Source organism: Lysinibacillus sp. GJ-1, from assembly GCF_021166035.1.
Lineage (GTDB): Bacteria > Bacillota > Bacilli > Bacillales_A > Planococcaceae > Lysinibacillus > Lysinibacillus sphaericus.
In genome coordinates this window covers 4,518,357-4,534,709 of record NZ_CP088912.1, presented here as the reverse complement: position 1 = coordinate 4,534,709, position 16,353 = coordinate 4,518,357, and the positions used below count along the sequence as shown (strand labels likewise).

The window sequence follows — 16,353 nt, the reverse complement described above, 5'->3', positions numbered from 1 at the left end:
TACTGTTTTTTGAATTTTACATTTAATGAAATATTTCATAACAGCTTGACTTTCGTTTGTCAGAATATTAAAGTTTAACATATTAATAATCTAGTGTACGAAAGTGAAGTGTCTTTATGAATGCGGTAATTGTGGCAGTAGCTGTCATGTTAATATTAAGTTTGCTTCGAATCAATGTTGTCCTTTCACTTGTTTTAGGAGCCTTTGCAGGGGGCTTAACAAGTGGTATGGGTATTCAAGCAACTGTCGAGTCGTTTACAGAGGGGTTAGGGGCAGGTGCTACTATTGCACTTAGTTATGGTCTACTTGGTGGATTTGCTATAGCTATCTCGAAGACAGGTATACCTGACTTATTCATTGCAGGTATGTTAAACGTGTTAAATAAAAATGGTTCAAGTAATAGGAAGGGCTTAGTAAAAGTATTAATTTTTCTTCTTATTTTTATCATGGCCATTTTTTCTCAAAATTTAATTCCAATTCATATTGCTTTTATCCCTTTACTAATACCACCGATTTTAAAGGTTTTAAATATGCTTGAAGTGGATCGTAGAATAATAGCAACATTGATTGCGGTTGGCTTAATTGGCACCTATAGTTTTGTACCAGCAGGCTTCGGGGTCATCTTCCAAGAAATTGTGTCAACGCAAGTTACAAATGCCGGAATGGTTGCACAAGCAAGTGATGTGCCTGTAGCAATGGCTATTCCTATCCTAGGTATGTTAGTAGGACTAGGGATTGCCTTCTATGTATATCGCAAACCACGTATATACAAAAATACAGATGTAGAAACAGCAACTTTAAATGTGAATGTCAGTAAATCAGTTATTATTTCTACGGCACTAGCATTAATTGTTTCCCTTATCGCGCAAATCGCAACAGATTCCATGATTGTCGGAGCCTTTGCAGGGATCATGATTATGTATTTTACGGGTGCTCTTAAATGGAGAGAGGCCTATGAAATTCTATCAGAAGGTATGAAAATGATGGCGTTCATTGGCTTCGTCATGATTGCTGCCAATGGATTCGCCTCAGTAATCAATGCTACGGGTGATGTAGATAGCTTAATTACAAGCTCTCTGACGTACCTTGAAGGCAATAGAAGTTTGGCGGTATTTATTATGCTGGTGATTGGATTAGTTGTAACAATGGGCATTGGTTCTTCTTTTGCGACAGTACCGATTATTGCGACTTTATTTGTTCCGTTAGCACAAGGATTAGGAATGAGCCCTTTAGCGATATTGTGCTTAATCGGAACTGCGGGCGCATTAGGTGACGCAGGTTCACCAGCATCAGATTCAACATTAGGACCAACTGCTGGCTTAAATGTTGATGGACAACATAATCATATTTGGGATACATGTGTACCAACGTTTATCTTTATTAATATTCCACTCGTCCTATTTGGTTGGATTGCCTGTGTATTCTTTCTATAATATTGAGAAGCAGTTTCTAATTTTAGAGACTGCTTTTTTTATTAATTGTTCGAAATGTTCGAAAACGTAGATAGCACAGGTTATGTGTTGCAAAATACACGAAAATTATATATACTAGTAAACGGCTTAAATAAGCGAGAAATATTAGTAGTAAAGAATATCTACAACATTTAAAAGAATTTAGCGAAAAGACTTGCTTATTCTTTTTTTATTGTATATAATGTTGAATGTTGGTCTTTGACTGCGATGAAACGAGAGGTTGCCGACACACCCTACCGCTTTGCCATGGCGGTGCGTTGGAGAATTTTCGTGGAGAATGTCTAGAAAATAGGCGAGAAGGAGGGAAAATAATGGCAAAACAAAAGATTCGTATTCGTTTAAAAGCGTATGATCACCGTATTTTAGATCAGTCTGCTGAGAAAATTGTGGAGACTGCAAAACGTTCAGGTGCAAGTGTATCAGGTCCGATTCCACTTCCAACTGAGAAGTCTGTGTACACAATTCTACGTGCTGTTCACAAGTACAAAGATTCTCGTGAACAATTCGAGATGCGTACGCATAAACGTCTGATCGATATCGTTAACCCAACACCACAAACTGTTGATGCGTTAATGAAACTTGATTTACCATCTGGCGTTGATATCGAAATCAAACTTTAATGGTAAAAACAATATAACAACTTTTTAAAACTTACAGGAGGTGTGACAAATGGCTAAAGGAATCTTAGGTAGAAAAATTGGTATGACACAAGTTTTCGCTGAAAACGGCGATTTAATCCCGGTAACAGTTATCGAAGCTACTCCAAACGTAGTTCTTCAAAAGAAAACTGTTGAAACAGACGGCTACGAAGCAATTCAAGTTGGTTTCGAAGATAAGCGCGTTAAGCTTTCTAACAAACCAGCGCAAGGTCACGTAGCAAAAGCGAATACTGCTCCTAAGCGCTTCATTCGTGAATTCCGCAACGTGAACGTTGAAGAATACGAAGTTGGTCAAGAAGTCAAAGTAGAAATTTTCGCAGAAGGCGATGTAATTGATGTAACAGGTGTTACTAAAGGTAAAGGTTTCCAAGGTGTTATCAAACGCCACGGACAATCTCGTGGTCCTATGGCCCACGGTTCTCGTTACCACCGTCGTCCTGGTTCAATGGGTCCAGTTGCTCCGAACCGCGTATTTAAACAAAAGAAATTACCTGGTCAAATGGGTGGCACAGTAGTTACAATCCAAAACTTAGAAATCGTAAAAGTTGATGCAGAACGTAACTTACTACTTGTTAAAGGTAATGTTCCTGGTTCTAAAAAGCTCTAGTTACAGTTAAAACTGCAATTAAAGCTAACTAATCACTTCAAGAAAGGAGGAAACAGGAATGACAAAAGTATCTGTACTTAGTCAAACAGGTGCTTCAGTTGGTGAAATCGAGTTAAACGAAGCGATCTTCGGAATCGAGCCAAATGAAGCAGTATTATTCGACGCTGTAGTTGCACAACGCGCTTCTCTTCGTCAAGGTAATCATAAGGTGAAAAACCGTTCTGAAGTTGCTGGTGGTGGTCGTAAACCATGGCGCCAAAAAGGAACTGGTCGTGCTCGTCAAGGTTCTATCCGTTCTCCACAATGGCGCGGCGGTGGTATCGTATTCGGTCCAACTCCACGTAGCTATTCTTATAAATTACCTAAAAAAGTTCGTCGTTTAGCTCTTAAATCTGCTTTATCAGCTAAAGTAGTAGAACAAAACTTCTTAGTTCTTGATGCTCTTACACTAGCAGCACCAAAAACAAAAGAATTCACTAAAATTCTTAAAGATCTTTCTTTAGAGAAAAAATCTTTATTCGTAACTGCTGACCTAGATGAAAACGTAGCATTATCTGCTCGTAACATCCCTGGTGTAACAGTGTTAACTGCAAACGGAATCAACGTTCTTGATCTTTTAGGTCACGAAAAAGTTGTATTCACTAAAGCTGCAGTAGAAAAAGTTGAGGAGGTGCTTGGATAATGGAAGCACGTGATATTTTAAAACGTCCGGTCATTACTGAGCGTTCTTCAGAACTTATGGCAGAGAAAAAGTATACTTTCGAAGTAGACACTCGCGCTAACAAAACTCAAGTAAAAGACGCTGTAGAAGAAATCTTTGGCGTAAACGTTGAGAAAGTAAACGTTCTTAACTACAAAGGTAAATTCAAACGCGTTGGCCGTTACGGTGGTTACACAAACAAACGTCGTAAAGCGATTGTTAAACTAACTGCGGACAGCAAAGACATCGAATTATTCGAAATGTAATCCTTTAAGGATTTATGATTTGAACAATCAAGAAGGAGGGAAACACAATGGCGATTAAAAAGTATAAACCTACCTCTAATGGTCGTCGTAATATGACGTCTTTAGACTTTGCGGAAATTACAACTAACAAGCCTGAGAAATCATTGCTTGAACCAACTAAACGCAAAGCTGGTCGTAACAACCAAGGTAAAATCACTGTTCGTCATCATGGTGGTGGTCATAAGAAGCAATATCGTGTTATCGATTTCAAACGTGTTAAAGATGGCATTCCAGCGAAAGTTGCTACTATCGAATATGATCCAAACCGTTCTGCGAATATCGCATTAATCAACTACGCTGATGGAGCAAAAGCTTACATCTTAGCACCAAAAGGTCTAGAGGTTGGTCAAACAATCGTATCTGGTCCAGATGCTGATATTAAAGTAGGTAACACATTACCATTAGCAAACATTCCAATGGGTACAACAATCCATAACATCGAGTTAAAACCTGGTAAAGGTGGACAATTAGTACGTTCTGCTGGTACTTCTGCGCAAGTACTTGGTCGTGAAGACAAATACGTAATCGTTCGTCTACAATCTGGTGAAGTACGTTTAGTTCTTGCTACTTGCCGCGCTACAATCGGTCAAGTTGGTAACGAACAACATGAACTTGTACACATCGGTAAAGCAGGTCGTAGCCGTTGGTTAGGTAAACGCCCAACTGTTCGTGGTTCTGTAATGAACCCTAACGATCACCCACACGGTGGTGGTGAAGGACGTTCTCCAATCGGACGTAAATCACCGATGACACCTTGGGGTAAACCAGCACTTGGTTACAAAACTCGTAATAAGAAAAACAAATCGGATAAATTCATCATCCGTAGTCGTAAAAAATAAAGTGGTTAAACTACGGTTCTATGTGAGAGCCGTGGTGGAATCACAGAGGGAGGTTCCTACATGGGTCGCAGTTTGAAAAAAGGACCTTTTGTTGACGACCACTTAATGAAAAAAGTGGAAGCACAAGAGGCTTCTGAGAAGAAACAAGTTATTAAAACTTGGTCTCGCCGTTCTACAATCTTCCCGAACTTCATCGGACTAACAATTGCTGTATATGATGGACGTAAACATGTTCCTGTATACGTAACAGAAGATATGGTAGGCTACAAACTTGGTGAATTCGCACCGACACGTACTTACAAAGGTCACGGTGCAGACGACAAGAAAACAAGACGCTAATTTTGAGAGGAGGTAAATCCTAATGACACAAGCTAAAGCTATCGCTCGCACAGTACGTATCGCTCCTCGTAAAGTTCGTCTAGTTGTAGACTTAATCCGAGGTAAGCAAGTAGGTGAGGCAGTTGCAATTTTACGTCATACTCCAAAAGCGGCGTCTCCAGTCGTTGAGAAAGTATTAAAATCTGCAGTTGCTAATGCTGAGCACAACTACGATCTAGATATCAACTCTTTAGTAGTTTCTGAAGTATTCGTTGATGAAGGTCCAACATTAAAACGTTTCCGTCCACGTGCACAAGGACGTGCAAGCGCAATTAACAAACGCACAAGCCACATCACTTTAGTGGTATCTGAGAAGAAGGAGGGTTAATCCGTGGGTCAAAAAGTACATCCAATAGGACTGCGCGTTGGTATTATTCGTGACTGGGAGTCAAAATGGTACGCTGAAAAAGACTATGCAACTCTACTTCACGAAGACATCAAAGTGCGTAAATATATTGAAACGGCTCTTAAAGACGCTTCTGTTTCTAAAGTTGAAATCGAACGTGCTGCAAACCGTGTAAACATTACAATTCACACTGCTAAACCAGGGATGGTAATCGGTAAAGGTGGTACTGAAGTTGAAAATCTTCGTAAATACCTTGGCGAATTAACTGGTAAACGTGTACACATCAACATTATCGAAATTAAACGTGCTGATCTTGACGCTCGTCTAGTAGCTGAAAACATCGCTCGTCAATTAGAAAACCGTGTTTCATTCCGTCGTGCACAAAAGCAATCAATCCAACGCACAATGCGTGCTGGTGCAAAAGGAATTAAAACACAAGTATCTGGTCGTTTAGGTGGCGCTGATATCGCGCGTGCTGAACACTATAGTGAAGGAACTGTTCCACTTCATACTCTACGTGCTGACATCGACTATGCACACGCAGAAGCTGACACTACTTACGGTAAATTAGGCGTTAAAGTATGGATCTACCGTGGTGAAGTTCTTCCTACGAAGAAATCTGTGGAAGGAGGCAAATAATATGTTATTGCCTAAACGCGTAAAATACCGTCGTGAACACCGCGGAAACATGCGTGGCGAAGCGAAAGGCGGTAAAGAAGTATCTTTCGGCGAATGGGTATACAAGCTCAAACTGCTAGCTGGATTACTAACCGTCAAATCGAATCTGCACGTATCGCGATGACTCGTTACATGAAACGTGGCGGTAAAGTTTGGATTAAAATCTTCCCGCACAAACCTTACACGAAAAAACCTCTAGAAGTCCGCATGGGTTCTGGTAAAGGTTCTCCTGAAGGTTGGGTAGCAGTTGTTAAACCAGGAAAAGTAATGTTCGAAATTGCTGGTGTATCTGAAGAGATCGCACGTGAAGCACTTCGTTTAGCATCACATAAGCTTCCTGTTAAATGTAAGATCGTAAAACGTCAAGAAACTGGTGGTGAATCTAATGAAAGCTAATGAAATCCGTGACCTTGCCACTTCTGAAATTGAATTAAAAGTGAAATCACTGAAAGAAGAGCTTTTCAACCTTCGCTTCCAATTGGCGACTGGTCAATTAGAAAACACAGCTCGTATTCGTGAAGTGCGTAAAGCAATCGCGCGTATGAAAACTGTTATTCGTGAAAGAGAAATCAGTGCAAATAACTGATAAAGGAGGTTTTCAAGTATGACTGAGCGTAATCAACGCAAAGTTTACACGGGCCGCGTTGTTTCAGATAAAATGGACAAAACAATTTCTGTTTTAGTTGAAACTCACAAAAAGCACAAGCTTTATGGTAAACGTGTAAAGTACTCTAAAAAGTTTAAAGCTCATGATGAGCAAAACCAAGCGAAAATCGGTGATATCGTACGTATCATGGAGACTCGCCCGCTATCAGCTACTAAACGTTTCCGTCTAGTTGAAGTTGTAGAAAAAGCGGTTATTATTTAATAACTATTTCGGAACAACCAATTTCCGAAGGGAGGTAACCTAAGTGATCCAACAAGAAAGTCGTATGAAAGTTGCTGACAACTCAGGTGCACGTGAAGTTCTTACAATTAAAGTGCTTGGTGGCTCTGGCCGTAAAACTGCTAACATCGGTGATATCGTTGTTTGTACAGTTAAGAAAGCAACACCAGGTGGCGTTGTCAAGAAGGGTGACGTTGTTAAAGCTGTTATCGTTCGTACTAAATCAGGCGTACGTCGTAAAGACGGTACTTACATCAAATTTGATGAAAATGCTTGTGTAATTATTCGTGATGATAAATCACCACGCGGAACTCGTATTTTCGGACCTGTTGCACGTGAATTACGTGACAGCAACTTCATGAAAATCGTTTCTCTAGCTCCAGAAGTTCTTTAATTTCATGACAGTGCCAATCAAGGAGGTGCGACAGCATGCATGTAAAAAAAGGTGACAAGGTTAAGGTTATCACTGGTAAGGACAAAGGCAAAGAAGGAGTAATCCTAGCTGCTTTCCCTAAACAAGACCGCGTTCTTGTTGAAGGTGTAAACATCGTGAAAAAACACGTTAAACCTAACCAATTGAATCCACAAGGTGGGATTGTAAGCCAAGAGGCTGCAATTCACGTTTCGAACGTAATGCTAATCGATCCTAAATCTGGCGAGCCGACTCGTGTAGGTTATAAAATCGAAAACGGTAAAAAAGTTCGTGTTGCAAAAAAATCAGGTGCAGTAATCGACTAATTAGTAAATAAAAGAAGGGAGGTACACACATGAGCCGCCTAAAAGAAAAATATTTAAATGAAGTTTCTCCTGCTCTAATGAGCAAATTTGGATATAAATCAGTTATGCAACTTCCAAAAGTTGATAAAATCGTTATCAACATGGGTGTTGGCGATGCAGTTCAAAACTCTAAAGCGCTTGATGCAGCTGTAGAAGAATTGACAATTATCACTGGTCAAAAACCAGTAGTAACTAAAGCGAAAAAATCGATCGCAGGTTTCCGTCTACGTGAAGGTATGCCTATCGGTGCTAAAGTTACATTACGCGGTGAGCGTATGTATGAATTCTTGGATAAATTAATCGCAATCGCATTACCTCGTGTACGTGACTTCCGTGGTGTTTCTAAAAAAGCATTCGATGGTCGCGGTAACTACACTCTTGGTGTTAAAGAGCAATTAATTTTCCCAGAAATCGATTACGATAAAGTTTCAAAAGTACGCGGTATGGACATCGTGATCGTAACGACAGCGAACTCTGACGAAGAAGCTCGCGAGTTATTGACACAATTCGGTATGCCGTTCCAAAAGTAATTAAACAAGGAGGGCGAAAACGTGGCTAAAAAATCTATGATCGTTAAACAACAACGTAAGCAAAAGTTTAAAGTGCAAGAGTATACACGTTGTGAACGCTGTGGTCGTCCACACTCAGTATATCGCAAATTCAAACTTTGCCGTATTTGTTTCCGAGAACTTGCATATAAGGGACAAATTCCTGGCGTTAAAAAAGCCAGCTGGTAATCCCCTAATTTGGGAAGGAGGTAAATGTAATGACAATGACTGATCCGATTGCAGATATGCTTACTCGCATTCGTAATGCGAACATGGTTCGTCACGAGAAGTTAGAAGTACCAGCTTCCAACGTGAAAAAAGAAATCGCTGAAATTTTAAAGCGTGAAGGTTTCGTACGTGACGTAGAATACGTGGAAGACAACAAACAAGGTATCATCCGTATCTTCTTAAAATACGGTAAAGATAACGAGCGCGTTATCACTAGCCTAAAACGTATTTCTAAACCTGGTCTACGTGTATATGCTAAAACAAATGAAGTTCCTAAAGTACTGAACGGTCTTGGTATCGCTTTAGTGTCAACTTCACAAGGTTTATTAACAGATAAAGAAGCTCGCGCTAAACAAGTTGGCGGCGAAGTTCTAGCATACGTTTGGTAATTAGCAATAAATGAATGGAGGTGCAACTAAATGTCTCGTGTAGGTAAAAAAATTATCGAGGTACCAGCTAACGTAACTGTTACTGTCGCAGCTGACAACACTGTTACTGTTAAAGGTCCTAAAGGCGAACTTGTTCGTTCTTTCCACCAAGATATGAAAATTGAGCAAGAAGGAAATGTGATCTCTGTATCTCGTCCTTCTGATTCAAAAGAACACCGCACAAACCACGGTACTACTCGTGCGCTTTTAGCGAACATGGTTACTGGTGTTTCTGCAGGTTTCGAAAAATCATTAGAACTTATCGGTGTCGGTTACCGTGCGCAATTACAAGGTAAAAAGCTTGTACTTAACGTAGGTTACTCTCACCCAGTTGAGTTCACACCAGAAGATGGTCTTGAAGTAGAAGTTCCGACTAATACAAAAATCATCGTTAAAGGTATCAGCAAAGAACGCGTTGGCGCTCTTGCATCTAATATCCGTGACGTTCGTCCACCAGAGCCTTATAAAGGTAAAGGTATCCGTTACGAAGGCGAATACGTTCGTCGTAAAGAAGGTAAAACAGGTAAATAATGCTGCTTAAGCATTAGAAAGGAGTGACCCTTGTGATTACGAAACAGGATAAAAATCAAGTTCGTAAAAAACGTCATGCGCGAGTTCGTTCTAAAATTTCGGGTACTGCTGAGCGTCCACGCTTAAACGTATTCCGTTCTAACAAGAACATCTACGCTCAACTTATCGATGACGTAGCAGGCGTAACACTTGTTAGCGCATCTTCTCAAGAAAATGGTTTTGAAGGTGCTGGTAACAACGTAGAAGCTGCATCAAAAATCGGTGAAACAATCGCGAAACGCGCTGCGGAAAAAAACATTACTGCAATTGTATTTGACCGTGGTGGTTACTTATATCATGGACGTGTAAAAGCTTTAGCTGAAGCTGCACGTGAGAACGGTTTAGAATTTTAATAAGAAGGAGGGACACATTTCATGAGTCGAATTGACGCAAACAAACTTGGAGAACTTGAAGAACGCGTAGTTACTATTAACCGTGTTGCTAAAGTTGTTAAAGGTGGACGTCGCTTCCGCTTCACAGCATTAGTTGTTGTTGGCGATAGAAACGGACATGTTGGTTTCGGTACTGGTAAAGCTCAAGAGGTGCCAGATGCTATCCGTAAAGCTGTTGAAGATGCGAAGAAAAACTTAATCGAAGTGCCACGTGTAGGTGGAACAACTCCACACTTAGTGCTTGGTCGCTTCGGTGCAGGAGAAATCCTAATCAAACCTGCTGCTCCTGGTACAGGGGTTATCGCTGGTGGTCCAGTACGTGCCGTACTAGAACTTGCTGGTATTACTGATATTCTTTCAAAATCACTTGGATCTAACACACCAATCAATATGGTGCGTGCTACTGTTCAAGGTTTAACTGAATTAAAACGCGTAGAGGACGTTGCAAAATTACGTGGCAAATCAGTGGAAGAAATATTAGGATAAGGGGGGAATAATAATGGCTAACAAATTAGAAATCACCCTTACAAAATCTGTGATCGGTTCTAAACCGGCACAACGTAAAACTATTGAAGCTCTAGGATTACGTAAATTAAATCAAACTGTTGAGAAAGCTGATAACGCTGCTACTCGCGGTATGCTTGATAAAGTAGCTCACTTAGTTACTGTAAAAGAAAATTAATTTTTAATTAATGAACAAGGAGGTGCCACCCACTATGAAACTGCATGAGTTAAAACCAGCAGAAGGATCTCGTAAGCAACGCAATCGCGTTGGTCGTGGTATCGGTTCTGGTAACGGTAAAACATCAGGTAAAGGTCATAAAGGTCAAAACGCTCGTTCTGGTGGCGGTGTACGCCCAGGCTTTGAGGGCGGTCAAAACCCGTTATTCCGTCGTTTACCTAAACGTGGATTTACGAACATTAACCGTAAAGAATACGCTATCGTTAACCTTGACACATTAAACCGTTTCGAAGACGGTGCAGAAGTAACAACTGCATTATTACTTGAAACTGGTCTTGTGAGCAATGAAAAAGCTGGAATTAAAGTTCTAGGCAATGGAACACTTAACAAAAAGCTTACAGTAAAAGCTCATAAATTCTCAGCTTCAGCAAAAGAAGCAATCGAGAATGCCGGCGGAACTACTGAGGTGATTTAATGTTTCAGACAATCTCTAACTTTATGCGTGTTCGAGATATAAGAAATAAAATCATCTTCACTCTTTTAATGTTAATTATTTTCCGTATTGGTACATTCATACCAGTACCGAATGTTGACGCAACTGTATTAAAGGCAACTGATGAGTTTAACCTCGTTGGTTTCCTCAATACTTTTGGCGGTGGTGCGTTGCAAAACTTCTCTATCTTCGCGATGGGAATTATGCCATACATCACAGCCTCAATCATTGTTCAGTTATTGCAAATGGACGTAGTACCGAAGTTTGCTGAATGGGCAAAGCAAGGTGAAGTCGGAAGACGTAAACTTGCACAATTTACTCGCTACTTTACAATTATTCTTGCTTTTATCCAATCATTCGCCATGTCATTTGGCTTCAACAAAATGTACGGTGGATCTTTGATTAAAGAAGAGGGAATTCTAACTTATATTACAATTTCAATTGTATTGACAGCAGGTACAGCATTCCTTGTATGGCTTGCTGAACAAATTACCTCACATGGTGTTGGTAATGGTATTTCTGTTGTAATCTTTGCTGGTATCGTGGCAGCATTACCTACAGGAATAAACCAAATCTATGCACAACAAATTGAGGGTGCAGGCGATAAACTGTTTATCAACATTATCATCCTTGCATTACTTGCTTTGATTTTACTTGCAATTGTCGTTGGGGTTATTTACGTGCAACAAGCACTTCGTAAAATTCCAATTCAATATGCAAAACGAGTTACTGGACGCAACCAACAAACAGGTGGTCAGCAAACGCACTTACCGTTAAAAGTAAATGCTGCAGGGGTTATTCCGGTAATCTTCTCAGTAGCGTTCCTTGTCACACCTCGTACGTTAGCAGCGTTCTTTGGTCAAAACGATATCACAGCATTCATTGAAAACACGTTCGATTATCAGAAACCTGTTGGAATGTTGATTTATGTTGCATTGATCGTCGCATTCACATATTTCTATGCATTCGTACAAGTGAATCCAGAAAATGTGGCAGACAACTTGAAAAAACAAGGTGCTTACATTCCAGGTATTCGCCCGGGTGAAAACACTCAAACGTATTTAACAAGCGTGTTATATCGACTAACATTTGTTGGTGCGATATTCTTAACTGTAATTGCTGTAATGCCGATTATATTCATCAACCTTATGAATCTACCTGCCTCAGTGCAAATCGGTGGTACTAGTATTATTATCGTAGTCGGCGTAGCGCTAGAAACGATGAAACAGCTAGAATCACAACTTGTTAAACGTCACTACAAAGGCTTTATGAAATAATGTTGATTTTTAGGGAACGTTCTTCGTTTCCTGAAATCAGCAAACCTTTTGTGGGAGGACTATTTCCGATGAATATCGTTTTAATGGGTCTGCCAGGTGCTGGTAAAGGTACACAGGCAGATAAAATTGTAGAGAAGTACGCAATTCCTCATATTTCTACAGGAGATATGTTCCGTGCCGCTATTAAAGACGGTACAGAGCTAGGCTTACAGGCTAAATCGTTTATGGATCAAGGTGCTCTAGTACCTGATGAAGTAACGATTGGTATTGTTCGTGAGCGACTTGCTAAAGCTGATTGTGATAAGGGTTTCCTATTAGACGGATTCCCACGTACAGTTCCTCAAGCGGAAGCGTTAGACAGCATTTTAGCTGATCTTGGTAAAGCTATTGAACATACGTTAAACATTCAAGTTGAAAAAGATGAGCTAATTGCTCGTTTATCAGGTCGTCGTATTTGTAAAACTTGCGGTACATCATATCATTTAATTTTCAATCCACCAGCTGTGGAAGGTAAATGTGATAAAGATGGCGGCGAATTATACACACGTGCGGATGATAATCCTGAAACGGTTGCAAACCGTCTTGAAGTAAATATGAATCAAGCACAACCTTTATTGGACTTCTATGAAGCAAAAGGTGTGTTAACAAATATTGATGGACAGCAAGATATTAATAAAGTGTTTGCTGATCTTGATGCTCTTTTACAGGGCAGCCGCAGCTGATACCCGGCTCCGGGCGCAGAATACTGCTTCCGCGGGAGGCATGCGGGAGCAACACCGAAACATAATTTTTTTGAGAGTTGCAAAAGCATATTGTGCCCGGTATATATTTCTTTTAAAAAGTGCAACATGACTTTTGAGAGAGTATAATGGGTTTCGTGGAAGCATCTGTGTAACGGGTATGAATATCTCATCAAAGACATTTCCGGTATTCGTGTAAACATGGGAGATTCAGTGCCCATACTGGTCCTGTATATTCCGTGGATTGTGTGAAGCGAAACCAGACGAGCGTCTTTCAAACATCTCTCATACAATCCAAACATATGTTGAAACGAGGTTGCTTCTATAGTTGCAGCAGATATCCGTTTGATGTAACGATGAGAACTTTAATTTGCATATAGAGAGGAGAGACAGAGTAGATGGCGAAAGATGATGTAATTGAAGTCGAAGGGACAGTTGTTGAGACTTTGCCAAACGCGATGTTTAAGGTAGAATTAGAAAATGGACATGTGATTTTAGCACACGTTTCTGGTAAGATTCGTATGCACTTTATCCGTATTCTACCTGGAGATAAGGTTACTATCGAGTTATCTCCTTATGATTTAACTCGCGGTCGTATCACATACCGTTTTAAATAATCTTTTGCGCTCCGGACTATTAAGGAGGTTAGGTTAGATGAAAGTGAGACCATCTGTGAAACCGATCTGCGAAAAATGTAAAGTAATTCGCCGACGCGGTAAAGTAATGGTAATCTGTGAAAATCCTAAACACAAACAAAAACAAGGTTGATTCTAAAGGAGGTGCACAACGTACATGGCACGTATTGCTGGTGTTGACATTCCTCGCGACAAACGCGTGGTAATTTCATTAACTTACATTTACGGTATTGGTAAAACTACAGCTCAGAAAGTATTAGCTGGCGCAGGTATTTCAGAAGATACACGCGTACGCGACTTAACTGAAGATCAGTTAAACCTAATCCGTGAACAATTAGATTCTTACAAACTTGAAGGTGACTTACGTCGCGAAACTTCATTAAACATTAAACGTCTGATGGAAATCGGTTCATTCCGTGGTATCCGTCACCGTCGTGGTTTACCTGTTCGTGGTCAAAATACGAAGAACAATGCGCGTACGCGTAAAGGTCCTCGTAAAACAGTTGCGAACAAGAAAAAATAATACGTAAAGGAGGTTCCTTCTTAACATGGCTCGTAAACAACAAACTCGTAAACGTCGTGTGAAAAAGAATATCGAATCTGGTATTGCACACATTCGTTCTACATTTAACAATACAATTGTAACGATTACAGATATGCAAGGTAACGCTGTATCTTGGTCAAGTGCTGGTGCTCTTGGTTTCCGTGGTTCACGTAAATCTACACCATTCGCTGCTCAAATGGCTGCAGAAACTGCTGCTAAAACATCCCTTGAACATGGTCTGAAAACGTTGGAAGTAACTGTTAAAGGTCCTGGTGCTGGTCGTGAAGCTGCAATTCGTGCACTTCAAGCTGCTGGTTTAGAAGTAACTGCTATTAAAGACGTTACTCCAGTTCCTCACAATGGTTGCCGTCCGCCAAAACGTCGTCGCGTGTAATGGGTGCTTCTCATAGTGTATGAGAACATCATTTTTTGTACAGACTGTCTTGTGCAGATAATAAACGATACGTCAATGACGATCGAATCTATGATGGAAAGAACCTATACATTCGATGTTTTGAAGGAGGGTAAATGAAATGATCGAAATTGAAAAACCAAAGATTGAAACGGTGGAGATCAGCGAAGATTCCAAATATGGAAAGTTTGTTGTAGAACCGCTTGAACGCGGATATGGAAACACTTTGGGTAATTCTTTACGTCGTATCCTTCTGTCTTCATTACCAGGAGCTGCTGTCACTTCAATCCAAATTGATGGCGTTCTTCACGAATTCTCAACTGTAGAAGGCGTTGTGGAAGATGTAGCTTCAATTATTTTGAACGTGAAAAAGCTTGCTCTTAAAATCTACTCTGACGAAGAAAAAGTTATTGAGATTGATGTAAAGGGCGATGGAACAGTTACGGCTGCTGACATTACACATGACAGTGACGTAGAAATTTTAAACCCAGATCTATATATTGCAACAATCGCTAAAAACGGTCATTTACGTATGCGTATGTACGCTCAACGCGGCCGTGGTTACACTCCTGCTGATCAAAACAAACGTGAGGATCTTCCTATCGGCGTGATCCCGATCGACTCTATTTACACTCCAGTATCACGCGTCAATTTCCAAGTGGAAAATACTCGTGTAGGTCAGTCTTCTGACTACGACAAACTTTCTCTTGATGTGTGGACAGATGGTAGCATCGGTCCGAAAGAGGCGATTTCGCTCGGAGCAAAAATTTTAACCGAGCATCTAAACATCTTCGTTGGCATGACAGATGAGGCTCAAACTGCTGAAATCATGGTCGAAAAAGAAGAAGATCAAAAAGAAAAAGTTTTAGAGATGACTATCGAAGAACTTGATCTTTCTGTTCGTTCTTACAACTGCTTAAAACGCGCTGGTATTAATACAGTACTAGAACTTGCGAATAAGTCAGAAGACGATATGATGAAAGTTCGTAACCTTGGACGTAAGTCATTAGAAGAGGTAAAAGCGAAGTTAGAAGAGCTTGGTTTAGGGTTACGCAAAGAAGACTAAGCGATTTAAACAAAACTTATAAGATCAGATATTTTTTATAAAGGAGGGAAACATCCATGGGTTACAGAAAACTTGGTCGTACAAGTTCTCAACGTAAAGCGATGTTACGTGACTTAGCTACTGATTTAATCATCAACGAGCGTATCGAAACTACTGAGGCTCGCGCTAAAGAAGTACGTAAAGCTGTTGAAAAAATGATTACTTTAGGTAAACGCGGAGATTTACACGCACGCCGTCAAGCTGCTGCATTCATCCGTCGTGAACTAGTAACAACTACTGACGAAGAAGGTAACGAAACAACTTCATTTGCGCTACAAAAGCTATTTGATGATGTTGCACCACGTTACGCAGAACGTCAAGGTGGTTACACTCGTATTCTTAAAGTAGGTCCTCGTCGTGGTGACGGTGCACCTGTTGTTGTGATTGAATTAGTTTAATCATAAGAGAAAACAAGTGGTGAAGAGGGTGGAACCACCACCCTCTTTCTTTATAAACGATTTATACGACAAATAATTAAGCTGAGCGTTATGATGAGCGGGCACTGTTGTGTGGCGTCTCGTTTAGCTCTCCGCACCTCATTCAAAAGAGGCAAGGGCTTGAGCACCCATGTTTCTTGTAAATGTAACGACTAGCGCATTTCTATCGAATGAGGTGCGCGCTTTTTTATTATTTTAATGAACAACGAAACAGC

General features: G+C 40.4%; 28 protein-coding genes and 3 pseudogenes. All 31 read left to right on the top strand.

Translation table 11 applies throughout. The annotated features are described in order from the left end of the window. Window positions 1-116 precede the first annotated feature (116 nt). The 31 genes and pseudogenes from LO754_RS22615 (at window position 117) to rplQ (ending at window position 16,099) form a co-directional block, all read left to right on the top strand. The gene (locus tag LO754_RS22615; protein ID WP_231785305.1) at window positions 117-1,433 is read left to right on the top strand and encodes a Na+/H+ antiporter NhaC family protein; all 1,317 of its coding nucleotides are present in this window, start codon (window positions 117-119) and stop codon (window positions 1,431-1,433) included. Between the two features lie 350 nt (window positions 1,434-1,783). Next, window positions 1,784-2,092, top strand: coding sequence for a 30S ribosomal protein S10 (gene rpsJ / locus LO754_RS22610; RefSeq protein WP_004233624.1), 309 nt, complete (start codon window positions 1,784-1,786; stop codon window positions 2,090-2,092). A 49-nt stretch (window positions 2,093-2,141) separates the two neighbouring features. Next, a pseudogene (gene rplC / locus LO754_RS22605) lies at window positions 2,142-2,770 on the top strand (50S ribosomal protein L3). A 26-nt stretch (window positions 2,771-2,796) separates the two neighbouring features. Then, window positions 2,797-3,420: a 50S ribosomal protein L4 gene (gene rplD / locus LO754_RS22600; RefSeq protein ID WP_010860604.1), complete on the top strand. Its 624-nt coding sequence runs from the start codon at window positions 2,797-2,799 to the stop codon at window positions 3,418-3,420. Beyond that, window positions 3,420-3,704 (top strand): 50S ribosomal protein L23, encoded by a 285-nt coding sequence (rplW, locus tag LO754_RS22595; protein WP_036205532.1) that lies wholly within the window; start codon window positions 3,420-3,422, stop codon window positions 3,702-3,704. The genes rplD and rplW overlap by 1 nt, the downstream gene beginning before the upstream one ends. A 47-nt stretch (window positions 3,705-3,751) precedes the next feature. Next, window positions 3,752-4,582: a 50S ribosomal protein L2 gene (gene rplB, locus LO754_RS22590; RefSeq protein ID WP_024364368.1), complete on the top strand. Its 831-nt coding sequence runs from the start codon at window positions 3,752-3,754 to the stop codon at window positions 4,580-4,582. Window positions 4,583-4,642: 60 nt separating this feature from the next. Beyond that, a complete protein-coding gene (rpsS, locus tag LO754_RS22585; protein WP_231785303.1) occupies window positions 4,643-4,921 on the top strand; it encodes a 30S ribosomal protein S19 in 279 nt (92 codons plus the stop codon). Between the two features lie 22 nt (window positions 4,922-4,943). After that, entirely contained in the window at window positions 4,944-5,288 is a 345-nt protein-coding gene (rplV, locus tag LO754_RS22580; RefSeq protein WP_004233639.1) for a 50S ribosomal protein L22, read from the top strand. A 3-nt stretch (window positions 5,289-5,291) separates the two neighbouring features. After that, a complete protein-coding gene (gene rpsC / locus LO754_RS22575) occupies window positions 5,292-5,945 on the top strand; it encodes a 30S ribosomal protein S3 (RefSeq protein WP_024364367.1) in 654 nt (217 codons plus the stop codon). Window position 5,946: 1 nt separating this feature from the next. Continuing rightward, window positions 5,947-6,380 (top strand): annotated as a pseudogene (gene rplP, locus LO754_RS22570) (50S ribosomal protein L16). Continuing rightward, complete coding sequence (gene rpmC, locus LO754_RS22565) at window positions 6,370-6,570, top strand: 50S ribosomal protein L29 (RefSeq protein WP_004233646.1); 201 nt, start codon at window positions 6,370-6,372, stop codon at window positions 6,568-6,570. Before rplP ends, rpmC begins: the two are co-directional and overlap by 11 nt. A gap of 18 nt (window positions 6,571-6,588) precedes the next feature. Then, window positions 6,589-6,852, top strand: coding sequence for a 30S ribosomal protein S17 (gene rpsQ, locus LO754_RS22560; protein WP_024364366.1), 264 nt, complete (start codon window positions 6,589-6,591; stop codon window positions 6,850-6,852). Window positions 6,853-6,895: 43 nt separating this feature from the next. Beyond that, entirely contained in the window at window positions 6,896-7,264 is a 369-nt protein-coding gene (gene rplN, locus LO754_RS22555) for a 50S ribosomal protein L14 (RefSeq protein ID WP_004233650.1), read from the top strand. A 35-nt stretch (window positions 7,265-7,299) separates the two neighbouring features. Further along, window positions 7,300-7,608: a 50S ribosomal protein L24 gene (gene rplX, locus LO754_RS22550; protein WP_004233652.1), complete on the top strand. Its 309-nt coding sequence runs from the start codon at window positions 7,300-7,302 to the stop codon at window positions 7,606-7,608. A gap of 29 nt (window positions 7,609-7,637) precedes the next feature. Then, window positions 7,638-8,177 (top strand): 50S ribosomal protein L5, encoded by a 540-nt coding sequence (rplE, locus tag LO754_RS22545; protein WP_024364365.1) that lies wholly within the window; start codon window positions 7,638-7,640, stop codon window positions 8,175-8,177. A 21-nt stretch (window positions 8,178-8,198) separates the two neighbouring features. After that, window positions 8,199-8,384: a type Z 30S ribosomal protein S14 gene (locus tag LO754_RS22540; RefSeq protein WP_004233656.1), complete on the top strand. Its 186-nt coding sequence runs from the start codon at window positions 8,199-8,201 to the stop codon at window positions 8,382-8,384. 29 nt (window positions 8,385-8,413) lie between these two features. Further along, window positions 8,414-8,812 carry a 30S ribosomal protein S8 gene (gene rpsH / locus LO754_RS22535; protein WP_231785302.1) on the top strand — a complete coding sequence of 133 codons (399 nt, stop codon included), beginning with the start codon at window positions 8,414-8,416 and terminating at the stop codon, window positions 8,810-8,812. Between the two features lie 30 nt (window positions 8,813-8,842). Beyond that, a complete protein-coding gene (rplF, locus tag LO754_RS22530; protein ID WP_024364364.1) occupies window positions 8,843-9,382 on the top strand; it encodes a 50S ribosomal protein L6 in 540 nt (179 codons plus the stop codon). A gap of 32 nt (window positions 9,383-9,414) precedes the next feature. Beyond that, the gene (gene rplR, locus LO754_RS22525) at window positions 9,415-9,774 is read left to right on the top strand and encodes a 50S ribosomal protein L18 (RefSeq protein WP_024364363.1); all 360 of its coding nucleotides are present in this window, start codon (window positions 9,415-9,417) and stop codon (window positions 9,772-9,774) included. 21 nt (window positions 9,775-9,795) lie between these two features. Beyond that, complete coding sequence (rpsE, locus tag LO754_RS22520) at window positions 9,796-10,299, top strand: 30S ribosomal protein S5 (protein WP_024364362.1); 504 nt, start codon at window positions 9,796-9,798, stop codon at window positions 10,297-10,299. Window positions 10,300-10,312: 13 nt separating this feature from the next. Further along, window positions 10,313-10,495 carry a 50S ribosomal protein L30 gene (gene rpmD / locus LO754_RS22515; RefSeq protein ID WP_024364361.1) on the top strand — a complete coding sequence of 61 codons (183 nt, stop codon included), beginning with the start codon at window positions 10,313-10,315 and terminating at the stop codon, window positions 10,493-10,495. A 34-nt stretch (window positions 10,496-10,529) separates the two neighbouring features. Then, window positions 10,530-10,970, top strand: a complete 441-nt coding sequence (gene rplO / locus LO754_RS22510) for a 50S ribosomal protein L15 (RefSeq protein WP_024364360.1) — start codon at window positions 10,530-10,532, stop codon at window positions 10,968-10,970. Then, complete coding sequence (gene secY / locus LO754_RS22505; protein ID WP_024364359.1) at window positions 10,970-12,265, top strand: preprotein translocase subunit SecY; 1,296 nt, start codon at window positions 10,970-10,972, stop codon at window positions 12,263-12,265. Before rplO ends, secY begins: the two co-directional genes overlap by 1 nt. A gap of 68 nt (window positions 12,266-12,333) precedes the next feature. Beyond that, window positions 12,334-12,987, top strand: a complete 654-nt coding sequence (locus tag LO754_RS22500) for an adenylate kinase (RefSeq protein WP_069514342.1) — start codon at window positions 12,334-12,336, stop codon at window positions 12,985-12,987. 250 nt (window positions 12,988-13,237) lie between these two features. After that, window positions 13,238-13,315: pseudogene (locus LO754_RS22495) on the top strand (type I methionyl aminopeptidase); the annotation flags it as partial. Window positions 13,316-13,403: 88 nt separating this feature from the next. Then, window positions 13,404-13,622 carry a translation initiation factor IF-1 gene (gene infA / locus LO754_RS22490; protein WP_004233690.1) on the top strand — a complete coding sequence of 73 codons (219 nt, stop codon included), beginning with the start codon at window positions 13,404-13,406 and terminating at the stop codon, window positions 13,620-13,622. Window positions 13,623-13,659: 37 nt separating this feature from the next. Continuing rightward, entirely contained in the window at window positions 13,660-13,773 is a 114-nt protein-coding gene (gene rpmJ / locus LO754_RS22485) for a 50S ribosomal protein L36 (protein WP_000868344.1), read from the top strand. A gap of 24 nt (window positions 13,774-13,797) precedes the next feature. Beyond that, a complete protein-coding gene (gene rpsM / locus LO754_RS22480; protein ID WP_024364357.1) occupies window positions 13,798-14,163 on the top strand; it encodes a 30S ribosomal protein S13 in 366 nt (121 codons plus the stop codon). 25 nt (window positions 14,164-14,188) lie between these two features. After that, window positions 14,189-14,578, top strand: coding sequence for a 30S ribosomal protein S11 (gene rpsK / locus LO754_RS22475; protein ID WP_004233731.1), 390 nt, complete (start codon window positions 14,189-14,191; stop codon window positions 14,576-14,578). Between the two features lie 139 nt (window positions 14,579-14,717). Then, the gene (locus tag LO754_RS22470) at window positions 14,718-15,662 is read left to right on the top strand and encodes a DNA-directed RNA polymerase subunit alpha (protein WP_004233733.1); all 945 of its coding nucleotides are present in this window, start codon (window positions 14,718-14,720) and stop codon (window positions 15,660-15,662) included. Window positions 15,663-15,718: 56 nt separating this feature from the next. Continuing rightward, a complete protein-coding gene (gene rplQ, locus LO754_RS22465; protein ID WP_010860588.1) occupies window positions 15,719-16,099 on the top strand; it encodes a 50S ribosomal protein L17 in 381 nt (126 codons plus the stop codon). Window positions 16,100-16,353 lie beyond the last annotated feature (254 nt).

Bases quoted from the DNA above. Each gene is read 5' to 3' on its own strand.
- LO754_RS22615 (WP_231785305.1), top strand. From the start codon at position 117: ATGAATGCGGTAATTGTGGCAGTAGCTGTCATGTTAATATTAAGTTTG.
- rpsJ (WP_004233624.1), top strand. From the start codon at position 1,784: ATGGCAAAACAAAAGATTCGTATTCGTTTAAAAGCGTATGATCACCGT.
- rplD (WP_010860604.1), top strand. From the start codon at position 2,797: ATGACAAAAGTATCTGTACTTAGTCAAACAGGTGCTTCAGTTGGTGAA.
- rplW (WP_036205532.1), top strand. From the start codon at position 3,420: ATGGAAGCACGTGATATTTTAAAACGTCCGGTCATTACTGAGCGTTCT.
- rplB (WP_024364368.1), top strand. From the start codon at position 3,752: ATGGCGATTAAAAAGTATAAACCTACCTCTAATGGTCGTCGTAATATG.
- rpsS (WP_231785303.1), top strand. From the start codon at position 4,643: ATGGGTCGCAGTTTGAAAAAAGGACCTTTTGTTGACGACCACTTAATG.
- rplV (WP_004233639.1), top strand. From the start codon at position 4,944: ATGACACAAGCTAAAGCTATCGCTCGCACAGTACGTATCGCTCCTCGT.
- rpmC (WP_004233646.1), top strand. From the start codon at position 6,370: ATGAAAGCTAATGAAATCCGTGACCTTGCCACTTCTGAAATTGAATTA.
- rpsQ (WP_024364366.1), top strand. From the start codon at position 6,589: ATGACTGAGCGTAATCAACGCAAAGTTTACACGGGCCGCGTTGTTTCA.
- rplX (WP_004233652.1), top strand. From the start codon at position 7,300: ATGCATGTAAAAAAAGGTGACAAGGTTAAGGTTATCACTGGTAAGGAC.
- rplE (WP_024364365.1), top strand. From the start codon at position 7,638: ATGAGCCGCCTAAAAGAAAAATATTTAAATGAAGTTTCTCCTGCTCTA.
- rpsH (WP_231785302.1), top strand. From the start codon at position 8,414: ATGACAATGACTGATCCGATTGCAGATATGCTTACTCGCATTCGTAAT.
- rplF (WP_024364364.1), top strand. From the start codon at position 8,843: ATGTCTCGTGTAGGTAAAAAAATTATCGAGGTACCAGCTAACGTAACT.
- rpsE (WP_024364362.1), top strand. From the start codon at position 9,796: ATGAGTCGAATTGACGCAAACAAACTTGGAGAACTTGAAGAACGCGTA.
- rpmD (WP_024364361.1), top strand. From the start codon at position 10,313: ATGGCTAACAAATTAGAAATCACCCTTACAAAATCTGTGATCGGTTCT.
- rplO (WP_024364360.1), top strand. From the start codon at position 10,530: ATGAAACTGCATGAGTTAAAACCAGCAGAAGGATCTCGTAAGCAACGC.
- secY (WP_024364359.1), top strand. From the start codon at position 10,970: ATGTTTCAGACAATCTCTAACTTTATGCGTGTTCGAGATATAAGAAAT.
- LO754_RS22500 (WP_069514342.1), top strand. From the start codon at position 12,334: ATGAATATCGTTTTAATGGGTCTGCCAGGTGCTGGTAAAGGTACACAG.
- infA (WP_004233690.1), top strand. From the start codon at position 13,404: ATGGCGAAAGATGATGTAATTGAAGTCGAAGGGACAGTTGTTGAGACT.
- rpmJ (WP_000868344.1), top strand. From the start codon at position 13,660: ATGAAAGTGAGACCATCTGTGAAACCGATCTGCGAAAAATGTAAAGTA.
- rpsM (WP_024364357.1), top strand. From the start codon at position 13,798: ATGGCACGTATTGCTGGTGTTGACATTCCTCGCGACAAACGCGTGGTA.
- rpsK (WP_004233731.1), top strand. From the start codon at position 14,189: ATGGCTCGTAAACAACAAACTCGTAAACGTCGTGTGAAAAAGAATATC.
- LO754_RS22470 (WP_004233733.1), top strand. From the start codon at position 14,718: ATGATCGAAATTGAAAAACCAAAGATTGAAACGGTGGAGATCAGCGAA.
- rplQ (WP_010860588.1), top strand. From the start codon at position 15,719: ATGGGTTACAGAAAACTTGGTCGTACAAGTTCTCAACGTAAAGCGATG.